The following is a 13,885-nucleotide window of genomic DNA, read 5'->3' as shown; positions in this document are numbered from 1 at the left end:
CCTGCAAGACACCCTTCGCATATGGTATCGGGAGAGGAGCGTGAGAAGATGTCGCCCAAGTCAACACCCGGCACTCCCCCGGTCAAACATAGCAACCCCGGCCAGAAGTTACCTTCCGCCAGAGGGATTCGCAGAGCTTGCAGCAAGGAGCTGTACCGGACAGCGAAACGGCTGAAAGTCTACATTTCTCCCGATCAGATGAAACAGGCGGAAGAACTCTATTATGGCAAAGTCATTGCCAATCTGCTCTGGATCGGTGAAAACCGGGACAATCGAAAGAAATTATGCGAGTGGTGGAACAATGATGTCAGCGCAGATATAGCTTCTCTATGGAATGTGGACATTGAACCGCTTCAGGCTGCATTTCAGCAGGCATTTGGCGGATATCGTCTGTAGAAATACAGGAAATTCAATGCATTTCCTATAAGAAGAAGCACGCACAGAAACAAGGAAATGTTCCTTGAGCAGACTCGCCATTATTCATGTCGAAGAGAAGCAGAAGCAAGAGTTACCGAGGTCGCTTGTCTGGTCCATTACTAAGGAACGGCAGTCGATGCGAGATTACGAAGATGAGCAATGTAAATGGCGGCATTGTCATCTAAGGTGAACTGGCGATCATTGCGCGCCTTCCCTGCAGTCACTTTGTCGTTCAACTGTTCGTAATACTCATACATTCGCACACCTGTGGCGGCGGTCTGCCGGGCTCGTTCCGTGTAACCGGCAGCCCATTCCTGCCGTGATGCCTGAACCATCCAGTACAAGGCAGCTGACTGAATAGGGGTATCATACCGATTCAATGCAATTGCTTGTTCAAAGTATGTGCCGGCCAGCGCTCCCTGCCCTGCTTGGGCTGCAAGTTTCCCCAGCTCCTGGTAGAGCCGCGGCTCTACCGGGGAGTGGGACAAGCTGCTCCGCAGAAGTTCCTCTGCATCATGTGCTGTAAGCGTACGTGAAAGAGAGATGGCAATATCCGGCCGATATGGATTCGCCTGATAAGCAGCCGTCAATTCTCCCCTGTGCTGCATCGTTTCTTCCGGTACAGACCTAACCAAGCGATACTGTACTTCCGCCAGAGTATTACGCCCTGCCAGCCAGACTGTTCCTCCAAGCCAAATCAGGATGGCCAGCCCGGTCAACATTGGTATTGTCCGCATTGTCCGCATAGCCTGATATTGAAACCCATTGGCAAGAGGCGATGGTTGTACTGATTGTTCGTTCGTATGAACTGCTGGTACCTGTCTCGCCTGGATTAAGGCATGCACGTCCGCAGTGGCTATACGTTGTTCATTTTTATATGCGTATGACCACGCTCCAAGCCATATAAACAGCATCCATACGAGTGTGAAGCTCCAGTCAAAATCCATGGTCCCATGCAAAACAAAAACAAGCATGGGGGGCATCAACCATGATGCGTATTTCATTGTATTACGAATGGTAAAAGCAAACCAGGCGCAGATCATTATTAGGCCGATCAGGCCCGTATCGAGGGCAATGTCGATCAGGCCATTGTGGACCTCGCCTCCGACATATGGCGAGGACTGGATGGCGCGGAACATGCTGCGCCATGTGTCTCCCCCGTGGCCAAGCCATGCGGCCCCGGTCCAGAGCTCCAGGGCGTCCCGCCACATGCGGAGGCGGGACGCCCCCGTGCCGACACCTGCCGCGAGTCGTTCGGCGGTGGAGGACACGGCCAGGGCAGCGGCGGTGGTAACCGCCAGCCCCATGGCCGTCAAGGCAGCGGCGCGTGCCCTCGCGCCGCTGTGCCATAGGCGGCACAGCAGCAGCGTGCCGAGCAGCGCAGCTGCCCATGCCCCGGCCAGTGCCAGCAGGCCGGGCACGGGTGCAGGCGCCAGCTGGGCAGCAGCCAGCTGGCGGTACAGCCAGGCCGCGCTCGCCAGGGGCGCGGCCATGGCCAGCAGCAGCGGCAGGCGGTCTCCGCGCCGCTGCCAAGCGAAGGCGCTGGCGGCGGCGAGGCCGGTCGCCAGCCAGGCGCCGCGCGACTCGCTCAGCAGGAGCGCAGCTTGCGCGGGCATGAGCGGCAGCGAGGCCGCGATAAGGCGCCCGGCCGTCACCGGACGGGCCATGGCACGCGCGACTGCAGCCAGCCGCTCCAATGCGTACATGCCGACAACGGCGCCGTACGCATTGGGGTACTGCAGCAGTCCGCCAAGCCTGGCGCCAGCGGAACTGATCTCGGGGTCAGCGGTTCGCATGACCGCAAAAGGCAGCGGCAGCACGCCGCATACCGCAAGCAGACCGCTGAACACAAGTAGGCCGCCCGCGGCCTGCCAGCAGGAGGTGAACCACCGCACGCCGTGCGCACACGAAGCAAGCGTCCCTGCCAGCAGGGCAAATATAGCCAGCAAACTCCACCGCAGCATTTCATCCATGCTGCCCTGTGTGCTTACAGAACCCAAACAGGCATGCAGGCCATAACAAACCATCATAATGAGGGGCCAGATGATCCAGCCATTAAGATTCATATGCAGATATTGTATCTTCATTTCCTCATTACTTTTAAAAACACCACTTAAGCGAATATGCAGTGAGTTATTTGTCTTACTCCGCAGTACAAGCAACAGAAGAAGCAGGATCACTCCCATGAGGAAGCTCCCGGAAGAGAACAAAATGACTCCGTACACATCAACAGTGAAATATAGACCTCGACTCAGACATGCAGTCAGTAACATGATCATACCCATCACACCCAATAGCGTTGTTGCCGATGTATTCCTATCAAACGTTGTCGTCTCCATTTGTTTAAACCTGTCGCTCAAATCCAAGACTCCTGCGTCTGTACCGGAAATTGGCCCTGTGCTGCATACAGGAATCTTCATCTCGAACCGATCCTTTCCCCGTTGAGGCTCAACCATATGATTGTCGTTTCTCTGCTGCTGCAACTGCCTACCTCCTTTCAGCTAGTTTCGTTAAACCACATTAGAAATCTCCCCTCTTACATATCATTCTCATTTATTACGCATTACAAATAAAAAAAACAGAAGACCCTCATAGGGTCTCCTGTCTTACGCCAAGCCTTCGGCATTTCCATCATATAAAACACAATTAATTATCCGTTTCCATGGCGGGACCCTCATACCAGTATGTCCATTCCTGGACATGGCAGACCACCCGCGCCTATCGGTTTAACGCTTTGCGTCATTTAGCAGTGTTCACAGGAGTCTGCGCCGGTTGTCGATTTCCCGGTTGAACGATCTGCATCACTTTCCGTTACTTCGTCCTCTACTGTTTCAATTGGATTGGCACCACCCGGCAGCAGGTCTGCACAAGCTCGCTCCAAATACGGATCCGCATGTATGAAATCCCGGAACTCCGTGTATTCCTTCCACATATCAGCCGGTTGACCCGCCTGGCCACGTACCGCACGAATCAAAATATTTTTGGGTGTGTGCTCCATATCGATAAATTCGAGCAGTTGCGTTTTGTAACCCATCAGGTCCAGAAGCTTCGCACGAATGGCATCTGTCGCGAGTGCGGAGAAGCGTTCCTTCAGAATACCATGGGACAACAATGGATTCATTACCGGGGATTCAATCTGGTCAAACAACTCATGCTGGCAGCACGGTACGGAGAGAATCACCGAAGCGCCCCAACGAACAGCCTTCTCCAGAGCAGCATCGGTAGCCGTATCACAGGCATGCAGTGTCACGACCATATCCACTTCGTTCAGCTCGTCATAGTCTGCAATGTCACCAACAAGGAACTTCAGATCACCGTAGTGCAGTCTGTTCGCGAGATCATTGCAATGTTCAATGACATCCGCCTTCAGATCAAGACCAATGATCTTCAGCGATCTGCGCTGTTGTACCGACAAGTAGTGATACAGGGCAAAAGTCAGATAGGATTTGCCGCATCCAAAATCAACGATGGTAAGCGGACGTCCCTCAGGCAGAAACGGAATGACATCCTGTACCATTTCAAGGAAACGATTGATCTGTCTGAACTTGTCGTACTTGCGAGCCAATACCCGGCCCTCTTCATTCATAATCCCCAGTTCAACCAGGAACGAGACAGGGACTCCCTCTTCCAGCACATATTGCTTCTTGCGGTTATGCGAGAGGTCTACTGACGTCTTAGATGGAGATTTGGTCAGAATGGAAACTTTATATTTTTTGCTGATCAAAATTTGATAATCTGCCTCTGTCGTACAGAGGAGCCCTTGACGAAACGTCTCTTCGCATAGCAAAGTCATGCGTTCTATCGCTTCAGCCGGAGTCAAATTCTCGTGCAGCACTTTGTTGTTATAATGAAATGCGAATTGATAATGCAGCTGATTCTTCAGCGTTACCGGCTTGACTTGCACTTTGGTATACGAGACATTGTCCCGTCTGCGCAGCTGGCTCCAGGTCGCTGTAATCAGCGAATTCTGTTCAAAGATGTCTTGTATAAGCTTTCGCAATGAATCCACGGGGTACATCTCACTTTCGATTTGGTTTGGTCAACCGTAACCATACCACAATTCCGGTGCCGCTCCAAGTGAAGACACCTAACAAGCCTTATTCCATTTGTGCCCTGGTTTGTTACCCACTTAGCGGGTGAGTTCAGCGAGGCCTTCCTCCACTTCTTCGCGTGGCAGGCCCCCCTGTTCGAGTTGCCCATCTTCAAGCTTGCTCAATCGTTCGTAAAAGGCCTTCACATCATCACGATAATTCACGAGATTCCCCTCGCCGACCTGCAGGACTCTGTACCAGCTGTTTTCGGCCAAATCATACCGCCCATGTTGTTCATGATATAGCGCGAGCTGTTTTTCCGTACGGGCAGGAAGTTCGTATTCTTTCGTTTGTTCCAATATCGATTGCACGCGTTCCAGTGCATCCAGCAGCTTCGGGTTGGCACCATGATTCAGGGCATATAAATAAAAGTGTAATGATTTCATTAACCGGATTAGTCCTTCATCCTCTGAATCCTGTTTCTCCTGGTCATCTATGCCTTCCACTCCGGCCTTCTCGCCATAAATGTAAGCTTCCTCTTCGATCAGCCTTGCGGCTTGCTGCAGATTGTCCACTTCAATAACCCCGCGAAATCGAAACATTTCAATGACATCCTCGGCAGGCAGAGAGTTCAGCAAGGACAAATTCATGCCAAACTGCCTACGAAGCAGCTCGTCCAGCTCCGACAGTGCCTCCGTGTGTTTTCGCTGCTGTCTCAGTGTCAAAGCTTTGCCTATCGCTTCGGTCATCTCCTCAATCATACGGAGCAGATAGTCTTTTCTGAACATCAAGTATGCCCCCTCATTCGCTCATTCGGATCATCGTCCATTGTTCCTAGTTTAATTCATGCCATATCAAAAAGCCAAAACATGACTTCCTCTAGGATTACAATCATGCAAAGAAACCCCTGTCGTCTTATTTAGACATCGCAGGGGCTCTTAAGATAGGGTTAGATGTTAACTGATGGAGTCAACTTGTAAAGTTATTTAATTCTGAGATTTACGCTTCAGGTAAACCATTCATAAATTGTTTAATGACCTGAATCAATTGTTCCGGTGCTTCATACATGCTCATGTGTCCCGCACCGGCAATAACCGCTTGGACAATATGCGGTTTATCACTCGTAAACGTGCGTTCCGGCGGGATCACGGAATCTTTTTCACCTGCAACCAGCAAAACCGGTAGCGGTGTGGCCGATAAAACATCCCGGCGATCCGGACGTTCCCGCATAGCCAGTGCGGCTCCCGCTGCACCCTGAGGTGCGGTCTGGTACCCGATTTCCTTAACACGTGATACTTTTGCCGATAACCGCTCCACATGTTCTGGAGCGAATAATCCCGGAACCAGTCCATCCACAAAGCTCACAATACCATCCGTCTGAATGGCCGATACCGCACGAAGCCGCTTTTCCTTGCCTTCTTCGCTATCCGGATAAGCAGTGGAATGGATTAAACCAAATGCCTTCAGTCGCTCCGGATGGCGCTGAGCGATGGAAAGCGCAATATATCCTCCCATGGAGTGTCCGAGCAGGACTGCCTTGTCCACATCCAGCTCATCCATTAATTGCAGAACATCGTTGCCCATTTGATCTATGGTGTATGCGCCCATAGGCGCGTCAGTCTTGCCGTGTCCACGCAGATCGGGTACGATGCAGCGATAATGACGTGCAAGTTCCGGCACAACTTCATCCCAATATGACGAACTGCCGCAGTATCCGTGAAGCAAAATCAGTGCTTCGCCCTTGCCTTGTTCGGCATAACAAATCGTCGTTCCATCACATATCACTTTTTTCATATGAATCCCTCTCTCTGCGCGATTTGAATTGAATTGAATTGAATAGGTTCATTTTATATAACAAACTTCTTGCTGTTCAAGTTGTATATTATTAAGCTTTCATCCCATAAATGAAACGTTTATCTCATTTTCCAGGCCTCAAACGCAGCATCAGCGATTGTTCGGGACATACCCATGACGAGGTTTAGCGACGTCATCTGCAAAATGGAATAGGGTCTGGGGCCATTAACGTTTACTACAGCTGCCACACTATACTGTCCAACAGGCGGCAGCTTGCCCCCCACGGATTGTGCCGGATGTAATGCATGATGCGAGAGATAATATGTACCCGTTGCATGTTTTGGGCCCAGACAGGCATCAATGGCGACAATGGCATGATGCGCCGGGATTTGAGACATTCGTTTCTCAATCGTATCTGCATCGCAAGGATCTGACAGCGTCCCTACAACATGACCCACTCCGCGCTCTTCCAAAAGGCTTCCTGTCAAAGGGCCAAGTGCATCACCCGAGGAACGATCGGTTCCAATGCATACAAAGGTTATTTCATCAGTTGAATGCTGCTCATAGATTTGTTTAAAAAATAATATCAGGTCTTCTCCCGGCACACCTTTTGGGATTTCACGACTCTGGTGGCGCATCATTTCACGCTTGTATGCTGCCAATCTTCTTCCCTCCTTACACGTAACGATTCATTGTGAATAAGCATTGTATTTTACATTTTATCCGATACAGGGGGAATCCCGCAAAATATTGGCCTGTGCCTGTCCAATCATGATACAATGACAACAGTTTCCGATAAGGAAGGGATGGACATAACGATGGATTTGACACAACCGAATGCGGCCAACATGGAATATATGATTGAAGCGATCAAAACCAAGCTGCGGATGGCCAGCGGTGCTGCCATGCAGGCTTCGGCTTTCCCCCTCGACAAATACGAGGATTTGTATGATCTGTACGAGATGGTACTGGGTAAAGAGCATCTGAGTATTTCCGAAGTGGAAGCTGTTGCATCCGAACTGGGAAAATTACGTAAAGCTTAGTTTCAGCCCATCTTCATGACACGCAGATAAAAAGGACCTGCCTCCACCCAATGGAGAACAGGTCCTTTTTATCTTTTTTGATACCCTTATTTACTCGGCATGACTTGTCATTTAAAGCAAGTTAATTAAAGCAAGCTAAGGCAAGTCTACCAGTACGAATTCTGCTATATCGCTCCCTGTGCTCGTAATTTGCAGATCACAGCTTTTGCGAATACGGGCAGCATCCCCTGGCTTCAGATGGAAGTTACCATCCGCACAGGTGATATCCACATGACCACTGATCAGAAAAAGATGTGTGCGTCTGTCTTCATGCTGCGGATACATGATTTTTTTACCAGACTCCAATCGGGTCAGGTAACAGGTCACATCCTGGGAAATCGGAAGTGCACCTTCGGCACTCTCCCCTCCCTGTCCGGATACAACAGGGCACAGCCGGTTCAGCTGTTCCTGTGGGTCGAATTGGCGATTCGTATACGACGGTTTCAGCATTCGCTGAGATGGCAGGAACCACATTTGCAGGAAACGTACCGGTTCATCCTCAGACGGGTTGGTCTCCGAATGTTCCACACCGGTACCAGCGCTCATCACCTGTACCGTTCCCGGCTCTAATACCTGTTCGGTTCCCATGCTGTCTGTATGCTTAAGCTTACCGGATATAACGTAACTCACAATTTCCAGGTCATGATGTGGATGTCGTTTAAAGCCTTCCTGCGGCATCAGCTTATTGTCATTATGAGCCAGCAGGCAGCCAAAATGGGCATTGCTTGGATCGTCATAATCTGCAAAAGAAAAGCTGAACTCACTGTGTATCCAACCTCGATCCGACGTGTGCCTTTCTTCCGATGTCACTACTTTAATCATGTTCATCCACCTCCAAGGGTTTAGAGCTGCTGCATACATCTCACAGCAGGCCTTGCGTGTATATGAATGCTTAGATGACTACCTGTTGGTATCTCATCTTTACCCGGGGTCCGGGGATTCTAATCACGCCCCTAGCTTAAGGTTATACGCTTTCCTCAGGTGAGTGAAGCGCAAATTCACAATCCGCATGTCCAACGATATTTCCGGCATCATTGCGAATTTCAGGAGGGAAAACATTAGCCAATCGTTCGATGGTTGTCCGATTGGAATATCCAATCTGCTCCAAGATCGATTTAGCAATCCAGGCCCATTCATCCTCAGAACCGTCGAGCACCTTAAATGTTATCCCAAGTCTTTCCTTTTTCAAGGCAAAACCGAATACACCCTTGAAGCCACCTTTGGCAACAATATTGCTGTCTTCAAGAAGCACGGAATCGACCCGTCCAGTTCCGCCAACCATAAGAGGCTGATCATTCATGGCAGACGTGATAGTTGTCACCGCTGAGCGTGTTGGTTCATCTTCGATTAAATCCGGGCAAGCCAGCTTAAGATATGCATTCGATAACGCCGATAAAGGCAACGAAAATACCGGAAAGCCGCAGCCATCCGTCCCAAGTTCAATTTCCTTCTGAGCAATTCCAGCCATATAAGCCATCGTTTCCAGAATTTCGAGCTGCACCGGATGTTCTCGCTCCGCATAGCTGTCCAGATCGAATTGTTTCATCTGACTGTAACCCAGGATGCCGAGGTGTTTACCCGAGCAATTATGCAAAATTCTTCGTTTATCTCCCTGTGCGCGCAGCCATTGATTCCGGCTTTCGTCGTTCAGCGGATAACTCGCCGCGCAGATCAGGCATTCTTCTCCCAATCCGAGTTTGGCCGATAATTGCTCCAGCACTTTAATATGCTCTGGTTCCGAACGGTGTGAAGATGCCATGATCGCGATTTCTTGGGATGTCAACCCATAATGGGCTGCAATCCCAGCACGAATGCCAGGAATAGCCTGAAAAGGCTTGGCAGATGAGCGGGTAAACGCTCTAAAATGCGGATTCCCCGCCGAATAAACGACATCTCCGTTCTCATTCGTGATGCTTATGTGTCCAAAGTGGGCGCATTCCATCACGCCTGCACGATATTCTTTAACTAACAACGCACTCTCCATGCGAGTTCTCTCCTTTATGCTCCCAGTCTCATCTCTGCTTTGCGTCATTACGCCGCATGGGATATCTTTAAATTATAGTACAAATGCAATGTTTTTTCAGTTTTTTCGACATGTTTTTCGGGTAAGCCTATACCAAACTGGAATGTTTAACCAACCCTATATCGAAGGAGATATCATTTATGCTGCGTGAAAGCAATTCCTCTTTATTTAGAAGTTCCCCGCGTTTATCCTGGCGCTCCCTTTTTGTCTGGAGTGGAGTAGGTATTCTGTTCAGTTCTGCTCTAGTCATCGTTCTGGCCATATTAGGTGCCTGGCTGGGCACTCATTTTATCATTCAATTGGACGACCGAATTCAACACTGGTTTTATCTCCATTCCGAATCTCGTCTTGCACTTCTTCCTGTCATTTCCTTCATTACTGCAATCGGTTCTTTCAAAATTTCAGCATTAGCCGCAGTCTGTGCTGCTGCCCTATTTTTTATACAGCGCAATTCACGATACTCCATCTATGGTTATGTAGTTCTTTGCAGTTTTGCTGTCATGTGGCTGCTTAACACAGGGTTGAAGGAAATTTTCCGCCGAAGTCGGCCTGAACTTGAACATTTATTAGTGGTACATGGATATAGCTTCCCGAGCGGTCACGCCATGATTTCCATGGGGTTTTACGGCATGTTTTTTGTTATCTGGGCGATCGAAAGACAGACGCGCTCCGGCTCCATCATTCTGCCTATGGTCTGCGGTATAGGATTTATTGGACTCATCGGAATCAGCCGGATTATGCTCGGTGTACACTATCCTACAGACGTATTTGCCGGATTCATTGCCGGACTAGCCTGGCTTATCTGCATGATTGGTGCAATCAAACGAATGATTTGAATTTTTCTTTAAATTCCAGGGTGCCCATATCTGCTTCGTTGTTTCAGCTTGATGCACGACGTTTATATACGAAGTAAGCAAACGCGAACAGACAACATCCTGCATCAAGTGTAAAGGAGGCGGTTGTTATGTGGGGCATTATTCTCAGCATCATATTGGCAGTTATCATCGGCCTCATCGGAGATGCACTAGCCGGTCATAACATGCCGGGTGGCATCATCGGTGCGATGGTTGCCGGATTCGTGGGAGCCTGGCTGGGTGCACTGTTGCTTGGTAACTGGGGACCCATTGTCGGTAACTTCGCCGTGATCCCTGCGATCATTGGTACAGCACTCTTTGTCTTTTTGCTGGGGCTTGTGTCCAGATTGTTCAGACAGGCTGCCTGATCGGTCAACAAGGTGTTCGTTGTTTCATATTCGTTTCTTAATTTGAAAAAGGAGTGATTTGACATGAATAAAGCAGAAGATCAATATCCTGTACAAAGTGGTTCGACTTTCGCAAAAGGTATTTTCATCGGTGGCTTGCTGGGGGCAGCAGCAGCATTGCTCTTCGCACCTAAACCAGGACGCGAACTTCGCGGTGACCTTTCCGAGAAGGTTGGTATGGTTACCGATCGCACCAAGGAAGTTGCAGCCGTTGTCAGTGACAAAGCTACCGAACTGGCCAAAACGGTTTCTACTAAAACTTCCGATATCGCAAAAACAGTGAACCAAGGCCGTAACGACGTAATGGATTCGGTAAGAAAGGCTTCCGCAGATGTGGCTGATGAAGCATCCAAAGCGACCAGCGAAGTTGCTTCCGCTTCCGAGGAAGCGAAGGAAGATGCACGAAAAGAGCTGAATTCGACCAGCCTGTAGAGGCTTGAGCGAACGGTCAATAGCCAGCTGAGTTTCAGCTGGCTATTTTTCATCCAATGTAATATGAGGAGGACTGACATGAGCAAAGTCACATTAAACGGAAATACCCCCGTTACTGGAAACAAACCATCACAGCAGTATGACACAGCGGAGCATCCTTTTGAATTGCGCCATGAAGTCAAAAAGCTGAATACACGCCTGGATCAGCTGGCAGACAGTTTGGAAAAGGCACAGATCAAGGATATTATCGAGAATTACACCAATCCCAAAAAACGCATCATCACCAATTTTACGGCTGGCATGGCGAGAGGACTTGGACTTACCCTGGGAACCTTTGTTGTCCTTGGTCTCTTAGGTCTTATACTCAGTCAATTTGTGAACATGCCGATTGTGGGACAGTACATTGCTGATCTGCTTGGATATATCGAGGATTACAAGAGCTAGTTTAAGAACAATTATTCCTTCCGCACGGATCTGCCTCGTTTCCCGGGGTCATCAGCCGGTTGCTTCGTGGGCTTCAACTTTAACAGATCTCCTGTCCAGCCTTTCATCATCATCCATACATACATGCTAGCCATGCTGGCGAGGATGAGTGCGATGACCAATACGACCCCCCATGTCTTGTCAATCAAGGGTAGGTTTTCAAAGTTCATTCCCCAGATTGCACCGGCAGCCGTTGCGGGCGTACATACGGAAGTAACGATGGTAAGTGTCTTCATAATCTCGTTACCACGCACACCGGAAGTCGCATTATCTATAGAAATGAGTGTGTCAATTTCTTTCTCATAATGCTGAAACAAGCGCTCCATACGCTCTATCCGGTGCTGCAGTTGCTTGAAGAAGCGACTGTTCTCTATATCATCCAGATAGGCCTCACGAGCTGCAGCCATTAATTCAGAATAAGGTATGAACAGGTTGCTCCAATACAAAAGTTCAAACCGGGCTTCAAGAATTTGGTCCATTAGTGTACGCGCATTACGCGATTCCATCTTCCGTTCCAGTTCACGCAAATGCATCTCAAACTGGTCCATACCCACATGGTAGTAGTGCAATATGGCTCTAAATAAAACAAACATCCCGTCCCGAGCTGTTTTACACTGTTGCAGCATCGCAGAGCGTTCTCCCGTATTCATGATTCCTCTCGTGTTGTCATCCAAATTTATCGTCACCAGACTATTTTGGTCGACATAGAAAAACAACTGATTATCCTTACGTGCACTATCTTTCTCATTCTTGACTGCATATAGAAGTGAACCAAATATAACGGGATCTGTCCCGTTTAAATATCGTACAGACAGGTAATTGGAATGAACCTCTGGCATCTTACGAAGGAAGTATTGCATCTCAGGGAACTCTTCAATAAGCCCCTCAATTACTTCAGCCATATCCTCATCTTCTGCTGCCATCCAGTCCAACCAATCCCACTGCTCCGAAAATGACAATTTGTCTCGCCTGGCTACCAGCTTGACCCGATCCACAGTCACAACACCACTCCTGGATTCATATTAAACAGATATCTAAAACAAATTTCAAAAAAGGACACGTATGTATTCCAGTGGAATCACGTGTCCTTCTTTAGGCCGTACTTAACAACATCCGGGATTCACATCTCATAGCATTGAAGCATTTGACATGATCTGTTTCAATTTTTCAGTAGCTCTTTTCTGAATTCGGGAAACACTCATCTGGGATACGCCGAGTTTCTGAGCTATTGCCCGTTGAGACTGACCATCCTGGAAGGCCAAAATCAGCACCTTCTGCTCCTGTTCCTTCAACTGTCCCAATGCCTGCTGCAAGTCCATCCGCTTCTCCACTGAATCAAAGTCGTTTACGTCTGCACTGATCAGTTCACCAAGCGTTGCTGCACTCTCATCCTGAGATAAAGGGGAATCAAGTGAAACGTAGTGGTAACATTCACGACCAGCTAACACTTCAATGGTTTCCTCTGGAGTCAGGTCAAGGTATTCAGCAATCTCATCCACACTTGGTGAGCGTTCAAACTTCACCGTCAATTCATCAATGGCATGCTGAACAAGTGCGCCTTTTTCCTTGATTCGTCGTGGTACCTGAATATACCATGATTTGTCCCGAAGGTAGTTCTTCATATGACCGATCATGCTTTTCATGGCATAAGGTTCAAACGGGATGCCCAAGTTAATATCGTACTGCTGCAGAAGACGAATCAGAGCCATTTGGCCAGTCTGATACAAATCTTCGTACAGATCCGGACGATTCCGGGCAATCTTACCTGCTGCCATCTTCACCATCGGTTCATATTTGCGGATAAGAACTGTTGCAATTTCGTTATCCTTGGTCTGCTGATATTCCCAGATCAAACCTACGGATTCAGACATGGACTCTGGGGGAGTCACTTTTTCGTTCATACTTTCTCCTCACTTCTTGCAAGACGTTTTACGAGTACAACCTTCGTACCTTTGCCCGTCTCACTTTCCACACTGACATCATCCATTAGAGCTTGCATCAGATAAAATCCAAGTCCCCCGATTTGGGCATCGCTCAGCTCTTTGTCATGAAGACCAGCGCGAGATACTGCCGGGTTGACGTTTTCGAAGCTTGCACCTTCATCCTTGACTGTAATAGCCAGCGTTTCACTGTCCACTTCAAATACAACCTCAACCATGCCGCCTTCGTGTGAGTAGGCATACAGTACAGAGTTGTTACAGGCCTCAGATACAGCAACTTTCATATCCTCGATGTCCTCATAAGAAAATCCCATTTTGGACGCTACACCATAAAGATTCAGTCTTACAATATCCACGTAATCAGCTGTCGCCGGTAAGTTAAGGGTGACTCTTTGAACTTCTGCATTCATTCCTTTTTCGAT

16 protein-coding genes are annotated in these 13,885 nt (G+C 48.8%); 6 read left to right on the top strand and 10 right to left on the bottom strand.

Going from position 1 to position 13,885, the window contains the following annotated elements:
• Positions 1–48: 48 nt before the first annotated feature.
• Positions 49–396 (top strand): dehydrogenase, encoded by a 348-nt coding sequence (locus ABGV42_RS20310; protein WP_347383432.1) that lies wholly within the window; start codon positions 49–51, stop codon positions 394–396.
• Positions 397–536: 140 nt separating this feature from the next.
• Here ABGV42_RS20310 and ABGV42_RS20305 read toward each other — a convergent pair whose 3' ends face one another.
• From ABGV42_RS20305 to yyaC, 5 genes are all read right to left on the bottom strand, one after another.
• On the bottom strand, positions 537–2,900 hold the full coding sequence (locus ABGV42_RS20305; RefSeq protein WP_347383431.1) for an O-antigen ligase family protein: 2,364 nt from the start codon (positions 2,898–2,900) through the stop codon (positions 537–539).
• A gap of 260 nt (positions 2,901–3,160) precedes the next feature.
• The gene (locus ABGV42_RS20300) at positions 3,161–4,435 is read right to left on the bottom strand and encodes a class I SAM-dependent methyltransferase (protein WP_347383430.1); all 1,275 of its coding nucleotides are present in this window, start codon (positions 4,433–4,435) and stop codon (positions 3,161–3,163) included.
• 111 nt (positions 4,436–4,546) lie between these two features.
• A complete protein-coding gene (locus ABGV42_RS20295; protein WP_347383429.1) occupies positions 4,547–5,236 on the bottom strand; it encodes a DUF6483 family protein in 690 nt (229 codons plus the stop codon).
• 211 nt (positions 5,237–5,447) lie between these two features.
• Entirely contained in the window at positions 5,448–6,242 is a 795-nt protein-coding gene (locus ABGV42_RS20290; RefSeq protein WP_347383428.1) for an alpha/beta fold hydrolase, read from the bottom strand.
• 119 nt (positions 6,243–6,361) lie between these two features.
• Entirely contained in the window at positions 6,362–6,904 is a 543-nt protein-coding gene (gene yyaC / locus ABGV42_RS20285; RefSeq protein WP_347383427.1) for a spore protease YyaC, read from the bottom strand.
• A 156-nt stretch (positions 6,905–7,060) separates the two neighbouring features.
• Here yyaC and ABGV42_RS20280 point away from each other — a divergent pair, with 156 nt between their 5' ends.
• Positions 7,061–7,285 (top strand): DUF1128 domain-containing protein, encoded by a 225-nt coding sequence (locus ABGV42_RS20280; protein WP_347383426.1) that lies wholly within the window; start codon positions 7,061–7,063, stop codon positions 7,283–7,285.
• A 135-nt stretch (positions 7,286–7,420) separates the two neighbouring features.
• Here ABGV42_RS20280 and ABGV42_RS20275 read toward each other — a convergent pair whose 3' ends face one another.
• On the bottom strand, positions 7,421–8,146 hold the full coding sequence (locus ABGV42_RS20275; protein WP_347383425.1) for a pirin family protein: 726 nt from the start codon (positions 8,144–8,146) through the stop codon (positions 7,421–7,423).
• 142 nt (positions 8,147–8,288) lie between these two features.
• A complete protein-coding gene (locus ABGV42_RS20270) occupies positions 8,289–9,308 on the bottom strand; it encodes an asparaginase (RefSeq protein ID WP_347383424.1) in 1,020 nt (339 codons plus the stop codon).
• A 179-nt stretch (positions 9,309–9,487) separates the two neighbouring features.
• On the opposite strand from ABGV42_RS20270, the gene ABGV42_RS20265 reads away from it, so the two are divergent.
• The 4 genes from ABGV42_RS20265 to ABGV42_RS20250 all read left to right on the top strand — a co-directional run bounded on the left by ABGV42_RS20265 (position 9,488) and on the right by ABGV42_RS20250 (position 11,484).
• Positions 9,488–10,183: a phosphatase PAP2 family protein gene (locus ABGV42_RS20265; protein ID WP_347383423.1), complete on the top strand. Its 696-nt coding sequence runs from the start codon at positions 9,488–9,490 to the stop codon at positions 10,181–10,183.
• A 128-nt stretch (positions 10,184–10,311) separates the two neighbouring features.
• Positions 10,312–10,569 (top strand): GlsB/YeaQ/YmgE family stress response membrane protein, encoded by a 258-nt coding sequence (locus ABGV42_RS20260; RefSeq protein ID WP_347383422.1) that lies wholly within the window; start codon positions 10,312–10,314, stop codon positions 10,567–10,569.
• Positions 10,570–10,632: 63 nt separating this feature from the next.
• On the top strand, positions 10,633–11,040 hold the full coding sequence (locus ABGV42_RS20255; RefSeq protein WP_239304938.1) for a YtxH domain-containing protein: 408 nt from the start codon (positions 10,633–10,635) through the stop codon (positions 11,038–11,040).
• A 78-nt stretch (positions 11,041–11,118) separates the two neighbouring features.
• The gene (locus ABGV42_RS20250) at positions 11,119–11,484 is read left to right on the top strand and encodes a DUF5665 domain-containing protein (protein WP_347383421.1); all 366 of its coding nucleotides are present in this window, start codon (positions 11,119–11,121) and stop codon (positions 11,482–11,484) included.
• Between the two features lie 11 nt (positions 11,485–11,495).
• Here the strand turns inward: ABGV42_RS20250 and ABGV42_RS20245 are convergent, their stop codons facing one another.
• The 3 genes from ABGV42_RS20245 to rsbW form a co-directional block, all read right to left on the bottom strand.
• Positions 11,496–12,503, bottom strand: coding sequence for a magnesium transporter CorA family protein (locus ABGV42_RS20245; protein WP_431523684.1), 1,008 nt, complete (start codon positions 12,501–12,503; stop codon positions 11,496–11,498).
• 147 nt (positions 12,504–12,650) lie between these two features.
• Positions 12,651–13,424 (bottom strand): sigma-70 family RNA polymerase sigma factor, encoded by a 774-nt coding sequence (locus tag ABGV42_RS20240; RefSeq protein WP_095292462.1) that lies wholly within the window; start codon positions 13,422–13,424, stop codon positions 12,651–12,653.
• On the bottom strand, positions 13,421–13,873 hold the full coding sequence (gene rsbW / locus ABGV42_RS20235) for an anti-sigma B factor RsbW (RefSeq protein ID WP_347383419.1): 453 nt from the start codon (positions 13,871–13,873) through the stop codon (positions 13,421–13,423). Before rsbW ends, ABGV42_RS20240 begins: the two co-directional genes overlap by 4 nt.
• Between the last annotated feature and the right edge of the window lie 12 nt (positions 13,874–13,885).

It is taken from the genome of Paenibacillus pabuli (assembly GCF_039831995.1).
Classification (GTDB): Bacteria; Bacillota; Bacilli; order Paenibacillales; family Paenibacillaceae; genus Paenibacillus; species Paenibacillus pabuli_C.
This window is presented reverse-complemented; position numbering and strand designations above follow the sequence as displayed.